The sequence below is a fragment of the Pseudomonas sp. TE6283 genome, from assembly GCF_054060555.1.
The window spans coordinates 193954-208680 of sequence record NZ_JBSSDH010000004.1; the positions used below are offsets into that span (position 1 = coordinate 193954).

Annotated in this window: 12 protein-coding genes, 1 pseudogene and 1 riboswitch; of the genes and pseudogenes, 7 read left to right on the top strand and 6 right to left on the bottom strand. The window is 61.3% G+C overall.

Going from position 1 to position 14727, the window contains the following annotated elements:
- Positions 1-3: 3 nt before the first annotated feature.
- The 3 genes from tssE to tssB are packed head-to-tail and all read right to left on the bottom strand — an operon-like array spanning position 4 to position 2422.
- Positions 4-414 (bottom strand): type VI secretion system baseplate subunit TssE, encoded by a 411-nt coding sequence (gene tssE, locus ACVWZ5_RS08200; RefSeq protein WP_084941303.1) that lies wholly within the window; start codon positions 412-414, stop codon positions 4-6.
- Positions 411-1901, bottom strand: a complete 1491-nt coding sequence (gene tssC, locus ACVWZ5_RS08205; RefSeq protein WP_084941300.1) for a type VI secretion system contractile sheath large subunit — start codon at positions 1899-1901, stop codon at positions 411-413. Before tssC ends, tssE begins: the two co-directional genes overlap by 4 nt.
- A gap of 17 nt (positions 1902-1918) precedes the next feature.
- On the bottom strand, positions 1919-2422 hold the full coding sequence (gene tssB, locus ACVWZ5_RS08210) for a type VI secretion system contractile sheath small subunit (RefSeq protein ID WP_084941297.1): 504 nt from the start codon (positions 2420-2422) through the stop codon (positions 1919-1921).
- A 408-nt stretch (positions 2423-2830) separates the two neighbouring features.
- Here tssB and vasI point away from each other — a divergent pair, with 408 nt between their 5' ends.
- The 4 genes from vasI to ACVWZ5_RS08230 all read left to right on the top strand — a co-directional run bounded on the left by vasI (position 2831) and on the right by ACVWZ5_RS08230 (position 9724).
- Entirely contained in the window at positions 2831-3370 is a 540-nt protein-coding gene (vasI, locus tag ACVWZ5_RS08215) for a type VI secretion system-associated protein VasI (protein WP_253249218.1), read from the top strand.
- Complete coding sequence (tssA, locus tag ACVWZ5_RS08220; RefSeq protein ID WP_084941295.1) at positions 3358-4809, top strand: type VI secretion system protein TssA; 1452 nt, start codon at positions 3358-3360, stop codon at positions 4807-4809. Before vasI ends, tssA begins: the two co-directional genes overlap by 13 nt.
- Positions 4810-4815: 6 nt before the next feature.
- Positions 4816-8433 (top strand): type VI secretion system membrane subunit TssM, encoded by a 3618-nt coding sequence (gene tssM / locus ACVWZ5_RS08225; protein ID WP_084941292.1) that lies wholly within the window; start codon positions 4816-4818, stop codon positions 8431-8433.
- A gap of 526 nt (positions 8434-8959) precedes the next feature.
- Positions 8960-9724: an SDR family oxidoreductase gene (locus ACVWZ5_RS08230; RefSeq protein WP_457340535.1), complete on the top strand. Its 765-nt coding sequence runs from the start codon at positions 8960-8962 to the stop codon at positions 9722-9724.
- Positions 9725-9853: 129 nt separating this feature from the next.
- On the opposite strand, the gene nhaA is transcribed toward ACVWZ5_RS08230, so the two are convergent.
- A complete protein-coding gene (gene nhaA / locus ACVWZ5_RS08235) occupies positions 9854-11056 on the bottom strand; it encodes a Na+/H+ antiporter NhaA (protein WP_457340536.1) in 1203 nt (400 codons plus the stop codon).
- Between the two features lie 360 nt (positions 11057-11416).
- A riboswitch (Fluoride riboswitch) is annotated at positions 11417-11478 on the top strand.
- Between the two features lie 73 nt (positions 11479-11551).
- Between nhaA and crcB the strand changes: the two are divergent.
- Positions 11552-11847, top strand: a pseudogene (gene crcB / locus ACVWZ5_RS08240) (fluoride efflux transporter CrcB); the annotation flags it as partial.
- Between the two features lie 65 nt (positions 11848-11912).
- On the opposite strand, the gene ACVWZ5_RS08245 reads toward crcB, so the two are convergent.
- Positions 11913-12365 carry a thiol-disulfide oxidoreductase DCC family protein gene (locus ACVWZ5_RS08245; RefSeq protein WP_457340537.1) on the bottom strand — a complete coding sequence of 151 codons (453 nt, stop codon included), beginning with the start codon at positions 12363-12365 and terminating at the stop codon, positions 11913-11915.
- Positions 12366-12520: 155 nt separating this feature from the next.
- Here ACVWZ5_RS08245 and ACVWZ5_RS08250 point away from each other — a divergent pair, with 155 nt between their 5' ends.
- Together ACVWZ5_RS08250 and ACVWZ5_RS08255 are read left to right on the top strand one after the other, a co-directional pair.
- Entirely contained in the window at positions 12521-12709 is a 189-nt protein-coding gene (locus ACVWZ5_RS08250; RefSeq protein WP_028691411.1) for a DUF1289 domain-containing protein, read from the top strand.
- Between the two features lie 88 nt (positions 12710-12797).
- A complete protein-coding gene (locus ACVWZ5_RS08255; protein WP_062574466.1) occupies positions 12798-13142 on the top strand; it encodes a hypothetical protein in 345 nt (114 codons plus the stop codon).
- An 85-nt stretch (positions 13143-13227) separates the two neighbouring features.
- On the opposite strand, the gene glpT is transcribed toward ACVWZ5_RS08255, so the two are convergent.
- Positions 13228-14580 carry a glycerol-3-phosphate transporter gene (gene glpT, locus ACVWZ5_RS08260; protein ID WP_062574465.1) on the bottom strand — a complete coding sequence of 451 codons (1353 nt, stop codon included), beginning with the start codon at positions 14578-14580 and terminating at the stop codon, positions 13228-13230.
- Between the last annotated feature and the right edge of the window lie 147 nt (positions 14581-14727).

A 14727-nucleotide genomic window follows, 5' to 3' on the forward strand; every position in this document is an offset into this window, starting at 1 on the left:
CGATTACCTCACTCGGGTATGGCGGGTATGGCCGTTGACCAGCAGCTCCAGTTGCAACTGCTCCGTGTGGTTGTTCACCTGCACTTGGCAGTCCAGCCTGAATTGCAGCTCCTGAGGGGCGTGACAAGCGGGCACGGCTTTGAGTGAACGTACCTGCACGCGAGGCTCGAAACGCTGGATGGTGCGGCGTATGTCGGCGCTCACTTGTTTCAGAAGGTCGCCACTGCTCACGTCATGCCCGTTGAAATCGCGCAGGCCCAGCTCAGGGCTGCTCTGTGAGCAACCCAGACGAGCGTTGAGCAACGTTTCCAAGTGGCGCTTGATGGCGGCGAACTTGTGGGACGCGTTCTCTTGCCTGGACGGCGCCCGGATCACGGACTGATCGGCAACCAAGCGGTCGAAAAATCCGCTCATTGGGTGTCGAGCCGGCCTACCAGGGAGATCTCGAAGTTCGCGCCCATGTATTTGAAGTGCGGGCGCACTGCGAGCGAAACCTGATACCAACCCGGATCGCCGGCAACGTCTGAAACCTCGACCTTCGCAGCACGTAGGGGACGGCGGCTGCGGACGTCGGCCGAGGGATTTTCCTGGTCGGCGACGTACTGCCTGATCCATCTGTTCAACTCGGACTCAAGGTCGCGGCGCTCCTTCCAGCTGCCGATCTGCTCGCGTTGCAGCACCTTGATGTAATGAGCCAACCGGTTGACGATGAACAGGTAAGGCAACTGTGTGCCCAGCTTGTAGTTGGTTTGAGCTTGCAAGCCTTCCGGGGTCTTGGGGAAGTTCTTCGGTTTCTGTACCGAATTGGCCGAGAAGAACGCGGCGTTGTCGCTGTCCTTGCGCATGGTCAGCGCAATGAAGCCTTCTTCGGCCAGCTCGAATTCCTTGCGGTCGGAAATCAGCACCTCGGTTGGGATCTTCGCTTGCAACTGCCCAAGCGCCTCGTAGAGATGCACTGGAAGATCCTCCACGGCGCCACCGGACTGCGGGCCGATGATGTTCGGGCACCAGCGGTAGCGGGCAAAGCTGTCGTTGATGCAGCTGGCCAGCAGGAAGGCGGAATTGCCCCACAGGTAATTGTCGTGTCGCCCGTCGATACTTTCTTCGTAGTTGAAGCTTTTGATCGGCTGTTCCTGGGGGTGGTAGGCCGAACGAAGCATGAAGCGTGGCCCGGTCAGCGCTGTGTGGCGGGCATCTTCGCTTTCGCGGAAGGCGCGCCATTTGGCATGTCGCGGCCCTGCGAAAATGTCTTTGATTTCCTTCAGGTTTGGCAGCTCCTCAAAGCTGCTCAGATTGAAGAAATCGGGAGAGGGGGCGGCCAGGAACGGGGCATGCGACATGGCGCCGACAGAGGCCATGTAGCTCAGTAACTTTATGTCTGGCGAAGAGGGGCCGAAGTTGTAGTTCCCCAGCATGGCCGCCACCGGCTCACCACCGAACTGCCCATAGCCTGCGGTGTAAACGTGTTTGTACATACCGCTGCAGGTGATATCGGCGGCATTGTCAAAATCATCGAGCAAGTCTTCCTTGCTGACATGCAGGACTTCAAGCTTGATGTTCTCGCGGAAGTCCGTGCGGTCCACCAGAAGTTTGAGGCTGCGCCACGAGGATTCGAGCGCCTGGAATTCCGGTTGATGAAGAATGGCATCCATTTGCTTGCTGAGCACTCGATCTAGCTCTGCAATCATCTGGTCGACGCGATGTTTATTGATTAGTTGATCTGGATCACCAGTTTTGAGTATTTCTGCAATAAAGGCCGATACGCCTTGACGAGCGACTTGATAGCCCTCTTGAGCGGGCACTAGTTTTGTTTGCGCCATGATCTGATCGAGCAGAGTGGCATGGCTCAATGTCTCGCCAGATAGTTCAGCGGCGAGGGAGGTGCTGGTTGGCTTTGGCATGGGGACGCTCCGTTGTCTCAGTCTTCTTTTGGCGCCTCAAGCACCAGGTCCAATTCTTCGGCGAGTTGTTTGCGGGCCTGCTCGTTGTTCAACAGGTGCTGCAATTGCTTGCGGAAAGCGGGCATGTTGCCCAGCGGGCCTTTCAGTGCCACCAGCGCCTCACGCAGCTCCAGAAGCTTGCTGAGCTCTGGTACTTGGCGGGCGATGCCGTCTGGCCCGAAGTCATTGATCGATCTGAACTGTAGGTTGATCGCCAGCTCTGCGTCGGCGGCCGTGCTGAGCATGGAAGGTACCGACATGGCCAGGTTGACATCGGCATCATTCAACACGTTGTTGAACGTGTGTTTATCGATACGCATGACCGATCGGTCTTCCAGCGAACGGGTATCATCCAGGCCGAAGTCGCCCATTACCAATATTTTGTGCGGCAGCTCTACTTCGGCCTGTTCATCGCCGGTGGCGGGTACGTATTTGATATTGATGCGTTCTTTGGGTGCAACCGATCCTGTGGATTTTGCCATCGCAGAATCTCTCCGTGTTCTAGTAAGAGTTGTCCGTATTGGATCTTTAGCTACAAATTAGTGCGTGGGAAGTTTCCTAGTTATTTGTCAGAAGTGTAAACAGGGTGCGGGGTTTGTTGTGCGTCGCGTAAAAACATTGCGCTTGATTTTGTCATGTCGTCGAGTATGAAAATGTAAAAAAATATTTTTTTGTTTGTTGCTGTTCCGATGGGCTAGGCTCTTGCCGTTTGCGGTAATTTGAGTGCCTGAGAGGGCTGTTTCAGATCCGCTAATTTGAATAGGTCATATGCACCATATGAAAGGTATTTACTTGCGATGCTTGGTAATAAAACTTGTGGCGTAAGTCTTTGGGTGTTGCTCGGGTGCATGCCAATACCCGTGTATTCCGGTCAGGATTGCTCGCGGATCGTGTCCAACCTTGAGCGCTTGGCGTGTTTTGATGAAGCTGCCGGAACGCCTGCACACTCGGTGCCCATGCAGTGGTCGCCGCCAGAACAGGACTCACCCACGGTGCGCCGGGTGCTGGCTCACGAAGCAGGACGCCATCCCGACGACCTAACGTTTCGACTCACGTCTGGAGACGACGGGCTGACGATCTCTGCACCTGCAATCGCTTCGGCCGCGTCGCATCCCTACCTGGTGATCAGTTGTTTGCAGAACATCTCCAGGCTGCAACTGGTCGCCGCGCATCCCATTGACGCTGGTCGGGTGACGGTGCGATTGCAGGGGGAGCGGAGCACCACCGTCGCAACCCCTTGGCAGGTGACGGAGAACGGTCAGGTACTCGATGCGGGTCGGGGCTTGCCCGGAATCGAGCAGATCAAGCAACTGATTGGGGCCCATCGCATTCAGGTCCAAAGCGACAACCCCTCCATTGATGGATTGGTCTTCGATGCTCAAGGCCTGGACCCGCTCATCGACGAGGCGCGCAAAACATGTCGCTGGTAGCAGAGGTTAACGCACAGGAAATTGCCCGGCTGCTCGCACCCATCGATGCGCAGGCACCGGTCGGTCTGTTCGATGTGGAGGACGAAACCTATCAGGCCATTGACCAGGAAATGGTCAAGCTGGGCGGGCTGCAGGCATCCACCATCGACTGGGCCTATATCGAGGAAGCATCACGACAGTATCTGGCCCAGCAGTGCAAGCACTTGCGTATCGTTGCGCACCTGAGTGCTGCGTGGCTTCGCAGTGGATGTTGGGAGCGATGGGGATTTACCTTGGCGTTGCTGGCCGGCATGGTCGAGCGCTATTGGGAGGTAGCGCATCCAAAGCCTGGCCCCAAAGGTTTCCTGGGCAAGCGCAAGCTGGTTGGCCTTGTGCTCGATCGCTTGAATGAAGCGCTGCCGCGCCTGGACCGCTACACATTCACCCCTGCTCATGCAGCCGCAGCTCAAGAGGCATTGCAGCGCCTGCAACAGCAGCAAGCCGTTGCTCAGTTGGATGGAGCCTTTCTGAATAATGTAGGTCGGCTGCTGCGCAAGCAGGCGGAGCAGGCGAGCGGTGCTGGCGAGCCTGCTGCGGCGAAGTCGCCGGCGGCGGCCACCAAGTCTGCACCGCTGGCCGAGGTCATTGCCACCCCAATGCCTCGTGTGTCGTTAGGCAACGAGCGCGAATCACGACGGGCCGTGCTGGCCATGGCCGAGATGATCAATCAACAAGACCCCTACGACCCGACGGGCTACCAGTTGCGTCGATTCGGCCTGTGGTCCCATATCCAGGCGGCGCCTCAAATCAAGCAAGCCAATCGCACGGAACTGATGGCGGTGCCGCTGGATATCGCCAGCGACTATGAAGAGGCGATTGCTGGCACCGCGATCGACGCGGCGTTGCTTCAGCGGATCGAAAAGAGCGTGACGGCTTGCCCCTTTTGGGTACGCGGCAGTTTCCTCGCCGCCAGTACGGCGACACGGCTGGCGATGGGGGAGGTAGCTGAGGCAATCCGCGCAGCGACTGCCCGATTCGTCCAACGCATGCCCGCGCTCCAGAAGTTGTGTTTCAGCGACGGCAGGTCGTTCGTGGACGATCAAAGCATGGCTTGGCTCAGAGGCGCAGCTGGGCAAACGCAAGCCGAATCTGCCCATGAGTTCGCAGGCCTGCGCGAAGAGTTGGCCGGCCAGTTGGACGCAGGTGGGGTAGAGCCGGTATTGCTCAAGTTGCAGGCCATGCAGGCGGACCTTCGTGCTCCGCGTGAGCGCTGCCATACCACCGTTATTGCGGCCGATTTCTTGGCAGCGCGAGGCGTGTCCTGGCTGGCTCAGGACCTGTGCGCCAGCGTCGCACGGATCATGCAGCACACCACGGCCGCCGTTTGGGAGCCAGAGGTGTTTCAACGACTGCAACAGTATGCCTCTGCCCATGTGTTGGCTGATCAGAACAAGGACTAGGACCCCATGAATCAACTATGGAAGCTATTGAAACGTTGGGGTTTGCCCCTGGTGAGTCGGATCGGCCTGGCCATCCCGCTGCTGCTTGTGCTGGGTACCGTACTGATGCTGGTCGCCATCTGGTGGCTCGGGCCGCAGTGGACGTGGCGCGAACAGCACCCGCTGGCCAGCCTGGCGCATCGGAGCGTGGCCAGCCTGGTGCTCGTGCTGGTGCCGCTGTTGTGCTGGCTAGTGGTGCTGCGCAGGCGATACGTTCGCCTGCAGGCTGAGCGCAAGCAGGCGGTGGCCGCTGAGCTGGACAGCGTATTGCCACTGGTTCAAGCGCAAGAGAAAGCCTTGGACCAAGGACTTTCGCGATTTCTCGATGGCGCAGGTGGGCGACGTGCGTTGTATCGATTGCCCTGGTACTTGGTGATAGGCGACCAGCATGCTGGCAAGACCAGCTTCATCGATCGCACAGAACAAAGCTTTTCCCTGACTCGCATCGACAAGGCACAGGCTCGGGGCAGGCAGGCCCAAGCGCTGGCCTTTCCGATAGGTTGGTGGGTCAGCAATGATGCGGTGATAATCGATCCGCCAGGGGCGTTCATCAGGCAGGAGTCGCTGGCAGGCTCGCCCGTCGACGAATCCGCCACACAGCAAGTGCCACCTGCAACCTCGGCCAGGCTGTGGCAGCACCTGCTGGACTGGTTGTTGCGCAGCCGCAGCCAGAGAGCCCTCAATGGCATATTGCTGGTAGTCGACTTACCCGCGCTATTGCATGGCACACCCGAGCAGCGCATTGCCTTGGCGCATGTGTTGCGCACCCGCCTGTACGAGGTCAGTAATCAATTGGGTTCGCGGTTGCCGCTGTATGTGGTGCTGACCAAGTTCGACCTGTTGGACGGGTTCGACCAGCTCTATGCCGGGCTTTGCGTCTCCATGCGGGAAAAAATGCTCGGTTTCACCTTCAAGTTGGATGCGATCGGCACGTTCGACGCTTGGCTGGAGGAGTATGGCGATCACTACGAACAGTTGATCAGCCAGCTGTTCGAGCAGGTGGTGGATCGGCTCGATGCGCTGGACAGTGCTCCGCAGCGCGCGCGCCTGTTCTCATTGCATGCCCAACTGATCGGCTTGCGCCCAATATTGCAGGAATTCCTGAAAGAAGCGCTGGCCAGTGATCGCTACACCACGCCAGCCTTGGTACGCGGAGTGTACTGGTCCTCGGTCAGCCAGCAAGGCGACATGCTCAACGCTTTCGTGCGCGAGGCTGCGCAACCCTACAAGACGAAGCTCCCTCTGCTCGAGGGCAAGGCGCAAACCAAGGCGCTGCCGTACTTCATCCAGCATGCGTTCGGGCGCGTCATCTATAAGGAAGCCGGACTTGCTGGGGATAACATCAAGGTGGCACGCAGCAAGCGCCAACTCCTATGGATGGGCTCAGGGGTAGGCATGCTGGCTTTTTGTGTCGCCATCGCCGGCTGGCAGCGCTTTTTCGACATCAATGGCGACAAAGCCGCCAACGTGCTTGCCAAAAGCAGGGAGTACAGCCATCACGAGGTGGACCAGCGTCTGGATCCTACCGGGCGCAATCTGCTGGAGCCGCTGGACCAGATTCGCGATGCGGTATTGGTTTTTGGCGACTACCGCGCTGCATGGCCAGGTGTTTCCGATTTTGGCCTGTATCAGGGGCGCGCTATAGGCCCGCGTGTCGATGAGGCATATCTCAGCTTGCTCTCCAAGCGGTTCCTGCCGGCCTTGGCCAGTGGTGTGATCGATGCCATGGATGCGGCGCCGCCAGGCAGTGAGCAGCAAATGGCTGCCCTCAGGGTTTACCGCATGCTGGAGGACCGTCAGAACCGCCGCACCGAATGGGTCGAAGAGTGGATGGCCCGACAATGGCAGCAGAAATTCCCTGGTCAGGGGCAACTGCAGCGCGACCTCATGCGGCACCTTAAGTACGCCCTGGCCTACGCCGATACCGACCTGCCGCAATACAGCCAGCGTGTCGCCGTGGCGCAGGCAGCGCTGCGCAAGGTGCCGCTACCCGAGCGGGTTTACGCCGGCCTGAAACAAAAGGCCGGGGAGCAGTTGCATACCGGCCTGGACTTGCGTCATCAGGTTGGGCCTGCCTTCGACGTGGTGTATCAGCCGTCCATGGGCGCCAGGAAGGATAATGATGTGCTGATAGCACCGATGCTCACTGCCAAAGGTTTCAAGGAGTACTTCGAGCCACGCAGTCAGAGCTTCGCCGATTTGGCGATGATTGACCAATGGGCGCTGGGCGAGCGTAGCCAGCTCGATTACTCGGACGCCGACAGGGAGGCGCTGAGCGAACGGCTGCGCAACTTATACAGCGCCGATTACATTGACAGTTGGCGCCATGCCCTCAACGCTTTCAGCGTGGCTGATTTCCGTGACCTGGACCATGGTGTCGCGATCCTGCAGCAGTTGACGGGGCCTGCGGCGCCGCTGCATCGATTGCTCGATACGGTAAGGGACAACACATCGCTCTCATCGACTGGCGTTGTTGAGGTGGCAGATGAAGCCAAGACCGTGCCACCGACAAGTAGTAAGCCTGGGCATCAGCAGGCGTGGACTATTCAAAGGGCCTTTGCCAGGCTGAGCGCGATGCTGCAGGCAACGGCAGAGAAGCCTAGCTACTACGATGAAACCCTGGCTGCTATCGCAGACGTGCACGACTACGCCAAGGCGGTGCAGGACAGCCCGGACCGAGGCAAGGCTGCTCTGCAGGCCGTGCATCAGCGTTTCTCGATGATCGGGCATGACCCCATCGGCACCTTGCAACGGGTATCCACCGGCTTGCCTGAGCCGATCAACCACCAGGTCCGAAAGGTGGCTGATCAAACGGCGCAGGTATTGAACGTTGAAGCCCTGCGCGAGTTGGAACGGCGCTGGGACGCCGAGGTGTACAGCTTCTTCCAGCAGCGCCTGGCAGGTCGATACCCCTTCGTGGCCAGGGCGCCCGACGCGTCCCTGGATGACTTCGAGGCGTTCTTCGGGCCGAAGGGCCGGCTGAAGCAGTTCAATGAGCAGTATCTGAAGGTGTTCCTGAAGGACAACCTCGAAGCCCTGCAAACCGGCCAGCAGGGGCAGTCCCTGATCCGCAGCGATGTGATCGAGCAGTTGGAACTGGCAGACCGCATTCGCGAAACGTTCTTCGATCAACGCGGCAACTTGAGTGTGCAGTTCAGTATCGAGCCGTTAGGGCTGAGTGCGAACCAGCGCACCAGCCTGCTGGATCTGGACGGTCAGTTGATTTCCTACACCCATGGCACGAGCCAGATCACCGGCATTATCTGGCCCAATACGCTTGGGCAACATGTGCGTAGCAACCTGACACTGCTCAGGCAGAACGGCAACAGCAGCAGCCTGGAGTACCGAGGGCCATGGTCCATGTTTCGCCTGCTCAGTCGCGGTTCGCTCAATGGGCGGACGGCGACCAGCGTGGATCTGAGTTTCAGGACTGGTGATGGTGTGATGCGCTACCGACTCAGCGCAGAGAAGGCCTTCAACCCAATTACTCAACAACCGTTCAAAGGCTTCCGCTTGCCGCGCGGGTTGCTGCAACAGCCATCCAGTGTGGCTCTGCTCGGACAGACGATCGCACCTGTCATGTAATGAGTAGGCGATACAAAAGGAAGGGCGAGTACAAGCTTTGCATTACTGCACCCAGGCCATCGAACAACTTGAGGCTGGGATGCGCACCGTGCGCAATCCGATCGTCGCAGGTGGGGAAGTGATGGAAGAAGAGGTGACCCCGCTATCCGAACAAGCATCGTTCGTGAGCTATGCTAAGTGCCTGCTTACAAAGAAGGTCTTCGACGTGATTCGCGCGGCAGTTCGTAGCGAGGTGTCGGTAGGGGGGCCACCGATATCTGGGCATGGGTTCGATGACTGCACGCAAGCTTGCGCAGTCGCTAGATGGTGGCCCTACCAAGGGGGGCACAGCGCTCCTGTTCGCCGTTTCCCATCTTCCTGAGGTAAGCAGTTTGCCTCGCCCTTGACCAGTGCTCCCCCTGACTCGTCGAACCTTCATCTTGCGGTCGGCTGACCACAGTCCGCAAGAAACGGAGAGCATCCCCCTTGTACCGCATCCGATAGTACCCGCGCACCCTGCACCCACCTTCAGGACGAGGTACTCATCATGCAACTGGCAGGCAAAGTGGCAATCATCACCGGCGCCAGCTCCGGTATCGGCCGAGCCGCGGCGACATTGTTCGCCCGGCACGGCGCCAACCTTGTGCTCACGGCCCGGCGCCAGGCCGAACTCGAGCAATTGACGGCGGACATCGCGGCGGCCGGGCAAGGCCGGGCTATTGCCGTGGCTGGCGACATCACCGATGCGGCGTTGGTCAGGGAGCTGGTGGACGTGGCGGTGGCGCGCTTCGGTGGCCTGGACATCGCCTTCAACAATGCCGGTACCCTCGGTGAACTGGCCGCCGTCCCCGAACTGTCCCTGGAGGGCTGGCAACACACCCTGCACACCAACCTTACCAGCGCGTTCCTCTGCGCCCAGGCGCAGATTCCGGCGTTGCTGGCCCGTGGCGGCGGCTCGCTGATTTTCACCTCGACCTTTGTCGGCCACAGCGTGGGCATGCCGGGCATGGCCGCCTATGCGGCAAGCAAGGCCGGCCTGGTCGGCCTGGTCCAGGTCATTGCGGCGGAGCAGGGCTGCCGTGGCATACGCGCCAACGCGCTGCTGCCCGGCGGTACCGATACGCCCATGGGCCGTAGTGCGATGAACAGCCCCGAGGCCCGGGCCCATGTCGAAGGGCTGCATGCCCTCAAACGCCTGGCCCGGCCGCAGGAGATCGCCGAGGCGGCGTTGTTCCTGGCGTCGGAGGCATCGAGTTTCATGACCGGGGCGGCCATGGTGGTGGATGGCGGGGTGTCGGTGGTGCGGGGGTGAGGTGGGCTGCAGGTTCCGGGTGGCGCTGTAAAATGATCGCGGGGCATGCCCACGCAAGTCCAGTTACTACACGCAAGTTCAGTTACCAGTAGATTGAACGGGGCTGCCAGGCAGCCCCGAGCGCTTGCATCAATCCGCCGGTTTGGGCGCGAAGCGCAGGATCAGGCAGGCGATCACCGCCGACAGCAGCGAGCCCAGCAGGATGCCGATCTTGGCTGCGTCGATCTTATCGGCCTGGCCGGGGAAGGCCAGCTCGCCGATGAACAGGCTCATGGTGAAGCCGATGCCGCACAGCATCGCCACGCCGTAGATCTGCAGCCAGCTGGCGCCATGGGGCTTGCTGGCCAGGCCGGTCCTGACCGCCAGCAGCACGCCGCCGAATACGCCGAGCTGCTTGCCCAGCAGCAGGCCCAGGGCAATGGCCAGTGGCAATGGAGCGAAGATGTCGCTCAGGCCCAGATTGCCGAACGACACGCCGGCGTTGGCGAAGCCGAAGGCTGGCACGATGAGGAAGCCGACCCAGGGCGCCAGGCCATGCTCCAGTTTGAGCAGCGGGCTGGCTTCGCGGGCCTCGCTGCCACCGGTGCTGTAGGGGATCAGCAGGGCGCCGACCACGCCGGCGATGGTGGCGTGTACGCCCGACAGCAAGGTCACGTACCACAATGCGGCCACGCCGATCAGGTAGGGCCACAGGCTGACCACGCGCAGGCGGTTGCAGGCCAGCAGCACCGCGACGATGCCGGCGGCGCCGGCCAGGGCCAGCAGGTTCAGCGACGAGGTGTAGAACACGGCGATGATCGCCACCGCACCCATGTCGTCGATGATCGCCACCGACACCAGCATCACCTTGAGCGACAGCGGTGCATGCCGGCCGAGCAGGGCCAGGGCGCCGACAGCGAAGGCGATGTCGGTGGCGGCCGGGATCGCCCAGCCGTCGGCCAGGCCCGGCTCGCCACGGGACACCGCCAGGTAGATGAGCGCCGGCACGGCCATGCCCATCAGTGCCGGCAGGGCCGGCAGGCGGCGCTGCTCCCAACTGGCCAGGCGGCCGTCGACCAGCTCGCGCTTGATTTCCAGGCCCACCAGCAGGAAGAAGATCGCCATCAGGCCATCGTTGATCCACATGTGCACGGTCATTGGGCCGAGCTTGTCGGTCAGCACCGGGCCGACGGGCAGGTGCAGCAGGTGCTGGTAGGCACTGGCCCAGGGGCTGTTGGCGATGACGATGGCCAGCGCGGCGGTGAACATCAGGAGGACGCCACCGGCCGCCTCGGTGGCCAGCAGGTGCCGCAGCATCGAGCGCGGCTTGAGGGGTGGAAGGGGTGCGGTCATGTAACGCTCCTCGTTCATGGCATCACCCTCGCGGTGGCAGTGTCGCGACGGGCAACGGGCACGGCGGGACGCTGGCTCCGGGCAAGACGGGCCACTGCGGCGAAGGGCGAGAAGAAGGATGGAAAATGCGGCGCAGCGACCCACGCCGTGAGGACACGGGGCAGGAAGGGCCATGGGGAATGGAGGCATGCGTGCAACATGGACGGATCTCACGGAAAACAAATGAATGTTCTCCGTATTCGGGAAGGCTCCCGGGCGCACGCAGCACACGCCAGGCGGCCATTCTAACGGTGCGGGCGAAGGTGTGTGTTGCATTTTTGCATCGAAATGTTGCCAAGCGAGGGTTTCGACCCGTAGCACCGACCCTCAGGAGATGGCTTCCCTCCTTGAACCGCCTCAGCGCTGATGATGCCTGCGCAACCCCATTGGAGGGCGCGTAGGCCTGTGCCTGTCTCTCTCCATGGGGGGCTTTCGGACCTATCCTGGAGCTAGTCGATGTACCTCTCGTTCATTTCCGTTGTCGTCGGAGGCAGTGCCGGTTGCGTATTGCGCTGGATCCTTGGCCTGCGCCTGAACTCGCTGTTTCCCGGGATGCCGTTGGGCACCTTGCTGGTCAACCTCGTCGGTGGTTCGTCATCGGCGGCGCGATGGCCTTCTTCCTGCGCTTGCCCAACCTCGATCCGGCCTGGCGGCTGCTGATCACCACGGGCTTTTGCGGCGGGCTGACCACCTTCTCGACGTTCTGCGCCGAAGTGCTGTCGATGCTCATGCACGGCCGCGCTGGCTGGGCGATGGCCACGGCACACCTGTGACAACCAGGTGGCGCGGGCCAGCCAGTGGACCTGGTGAAGACGGTTCATGGCTGCTTCCCGAGAAAACGACGTTGATGGTCTGGGCTGGGCATCAGGCATTGCTCATATCGGCCGAACAGCCGATAGCGGTTGAGCGCCACACGATCGTACAACCCTTCCCGCAACCTGCAGGGGCATAGACGCAGCATGCGCAGCAGCGGCCAGGCGCCAGGCAGTTGGCGTACTACCTCGAAGAATGCCTCGGAGCGCACCCAGTAGTGGTTGTCACGAATGACCGCCATGGTGTCGAACGCCGTCACGGGCAGGCCTGCCCAGGCCAGCAATGCCTGGCCTTCGGCTGACTGCACCGTGGCCAGGCGGATGCGTTGGTGGCGATCGTGGCGGATAACGAACGTCGCCCAGCCGTTGCACAGCTTGCATACGCCATCGAACAGCAGCACGGTTTCTCCTGGTGCGAGCAGAGGGGCGTGAGAGGGGCGCATCAGGGAGACGGGCATCGCTTGATTCCGTTCAGGCTGGAAGCGGCATTGTAGAGGCTTTGGATGGGAAGTATCGATGAATCGGCGCGCAGGGAGCCGCGCCCTCGGGGTTGGCCGGTTCAAGGGCGATTGTCGAACCGCTATCATGCGCCCCCCCGATATTGGAGCGCCCCATGGCCAAGGACATCGACAACCCCTGCGTCTCGCTGTGCCAACTCAATGGCGAGCTGTGCGTGAGCTGTGGCCGGACCCGGGATGAGATTCGCAAATGGCGGGGCATGAAGCGCCCGGAGAAGATGGCGACCGTGCAGCGGGCGGCTTCGCGAATGAAGGCTATCGTCAAGAAGAACGCCAAGCGCTAGTGCAAGACGCCGTTGCGGCCTGGCTCGGGCTTCAGGCGCGCTTGCGTGTCCCTGACACCTGCTGATGATCCGAATTCATGGGGAAGCTATGCGCAGACTGTGGCGAAAGTACCTCGCACTGTTGGATGCGGACCTCAGTAACAAGGTCTTCGACAACTTCAAGAACCTGCTGGTGTGCGCGCTGTTGTTCGCCGCGGGCACCGAGGCGATCCATGGCAACCAGCAGATGCTGTTGGGGTTGTGGGTGTCCAGTTTCACCGGCTGGGGGTTGATCCTGGTGTCGGCGTTGCTGTTGCTGTTGAACATCAGCGACACGCTGCATCGTCTGGCGAAGTTGCCATATCACACGGTACTGCAGGTCATCCTGTGCCTGCTCTATCTCATCCTGGCGTCGCGAGTGGTCGAGATTGTCTGGAGTTTCCGGGCGGAGTAAGGACGCTCCTTCAGGAGGTGACCGCGACACCGCCTGGTCGTCCAGGCAGTGTCGTTACGGTAGGTGTCGCCGATTCAGGGGGCTATCAGGCGATCGCCTCGCGACCGGCACTTGCCGCCTTGCTGTGCCAAAGGGTCGGCACCATGAACGCGATCGCCAGCACGCACGCGCTCACCAGCAGCACGAAGCCGCCGTCCCAGCCGAAGTGGTCGACGGTGTAGCCCATCGCCGCGCTGGCCGCGACCGAGCCGCCCAGGTAGCCGAACAGCCCGGTGAAGCCGGCTGCGGTACCGGCGGCTTTCTTCGGCGCCAGCTCCAGCGCCTGCAGGCCGATCAGCATCACCGGCCCGTAGATCAGGAAGCCGATGGCGAACAGCGCGATCATGTCGACGGTCGGGTTGCCCGGCGGGTTGAGCCAGTACACCAGGGTGGCGACGGTCACCAGGACCATGAACACGATACCGGTCAGGCCGCGGTTGCCGCGGAAGATCTTGTCGGACATCCAGCCGCACAGCAGGGTGCCGGGGATGCCGGCCCACTCGTAGAAGAAGTACGCCCACGAGGTGGTGTCGACGCTGAAGTGCTTGGCTTCCTTCAGGTAGGTCGGCGCCCAGTCGAGCACGCCGTAGCGCAGCAGGTAGACGAACACGTTGGCCATGGCGATGTACCACAGCAGCTTGTTGCGCAGCACGTACTCGACGAAGATCTGCTTGGCGCTGAACTCCTGCTCGTGGCTCTCGTCGTAGCCTTCGGGGTAGTCGTTCTTGTACTGCTCGACCGGCGGCAGGCCGACCGACTGCGGGGTGTCGCGCATGGTGGCGAAGGCGAACACAGCCACCAGCACGGCCACGGCAGCGGGCACGTAGAAGGCGGCATGCCAGTCGTTGGTCCAGCCCAGGCCCAGCAGGAACAGCGGGCCGATCAGGCCGCCGCCGACGTTGTGGGCGACGTTCCACACCGACACCACGCCACCGCGCTCCTTCTGCGACCACCAGTGCACCATGGTTCGCCCGCTCGGCGGCCAGCCCATGCCCTGGGCCCAGCCATTGATGAACAGCAGCACGAACATGATCGTCACGCTGGACGTGGCCCAATGCGCGAAACCGAAAATGAACATCACCCCGGCCGAGATCAGCAGGCCGAAGGGCAGGAAGTAGCGCGGGTTGGAGCGGTCCGAGACCAGGCCCATGAGGAACTTGGACAGGCCGTAGGCGATGGCGATGGCGGAAATCGCCACGCCCAGTTGGCCACGGGTGTAGCCCTCTTCCTCGATCAGATAGGGCATGGCCAGGGAGAAGTTCTTGCGCAGCAGGTAGTAGCCGGCGTAGCCGAAGAAGATCCCGGCGAAGATTTGCCAGCGCAGGCGGCGATAGGTGCTGTCGACGCGCCCGTCGGGCAGCGGCGCCTGGTGCGCGGCAGGGCGGAAGAAGGCAAACATGTGAAGCTCCCAACTTGTTATAGGTATGCGAAAACGAATTTTACATTTTCGTTACAGAAAAAATACCGATTTCGCTGGGAGATTCTGTTGTTTTGTGAACCTGGTCGGCTGCCGCCATGAAGCAAGCCCGGCACAGGGCGTGGTTCA

Coding starts and splice junctions, on each gene's coding strand:
- tssE (WP_084941303.1), bottom strand. CDS start 414: ATGAGCGGATTTTTCGACCGCTTGGTTGCCGATCAGTCCGTGATCCGG.
- tssC (WP_084941300.1), bottom strand. CDS start 1,901: ATGCCAAAGCCAACCAGCACCTCCCTCGCCGCTGAACTATCTGGCGAG.
- tssB (WP_084941297.1), bottom strand. CDS start 2,422: ATGGCAAAATCCACAGGATCGGTTGCACCCAAAGAACGCATCAATATC.
- tssA (WP_084941295.1), top strand. CDS start 3,358: ATGTCGCTGGTAGCAGAGGTTAACGCACAGGAAATTGCCCGGCTGCTC.
- tssM (WP_084941292.1), top strand. CDS start 4,816: ATGAATCAACTATGGAAGCTATTGAAACGTTGGGGTTTGCCCCTGGTG.
- ACVWZ5_RS08230 (WP_457340535.1), top strand. CDS start 8,960: ATGCAACTGGCAGGCAAAGTGGCAATCATCACCGGCGCCAGCTCCGGT.
- nhaA (WP_457340536.1), bottom strand. CDS start 11,056: ATGACCGCACCCCTTCCACCCCTCAAGCCGCGCTCGATGCTGCGGCAC.
- ACVWZ5_RS08245 (WP_457340537.1), bottom strand. CDS start 12,365: ATGCCCGTCTCCCTGATGCGCCCCTCTCACGCCCCTCTGCTCGCACCA.
- ACVWZ5_RS08250 (WP_028691411.1), top strand. CDS start 12,521: ATGGCCAAGGACATCGACAACCCCTGCGTCTCGCTGTGCCAACTCAAT.
- ACVWZ5_RS08255 (WP_062574466.1), top strand. CDS start 12,798: ATGCGCAGACTGTGGCGAAAGTACCTCGCACTGTTGGATGCGGACCTC.
- glpT (WP_062574465.1), bottom strand. CDS start 14,580: ATGTTTGCCTTCTTCCGCCCTGCCGCGCACCAGGCGCCGCTGCCCGAC.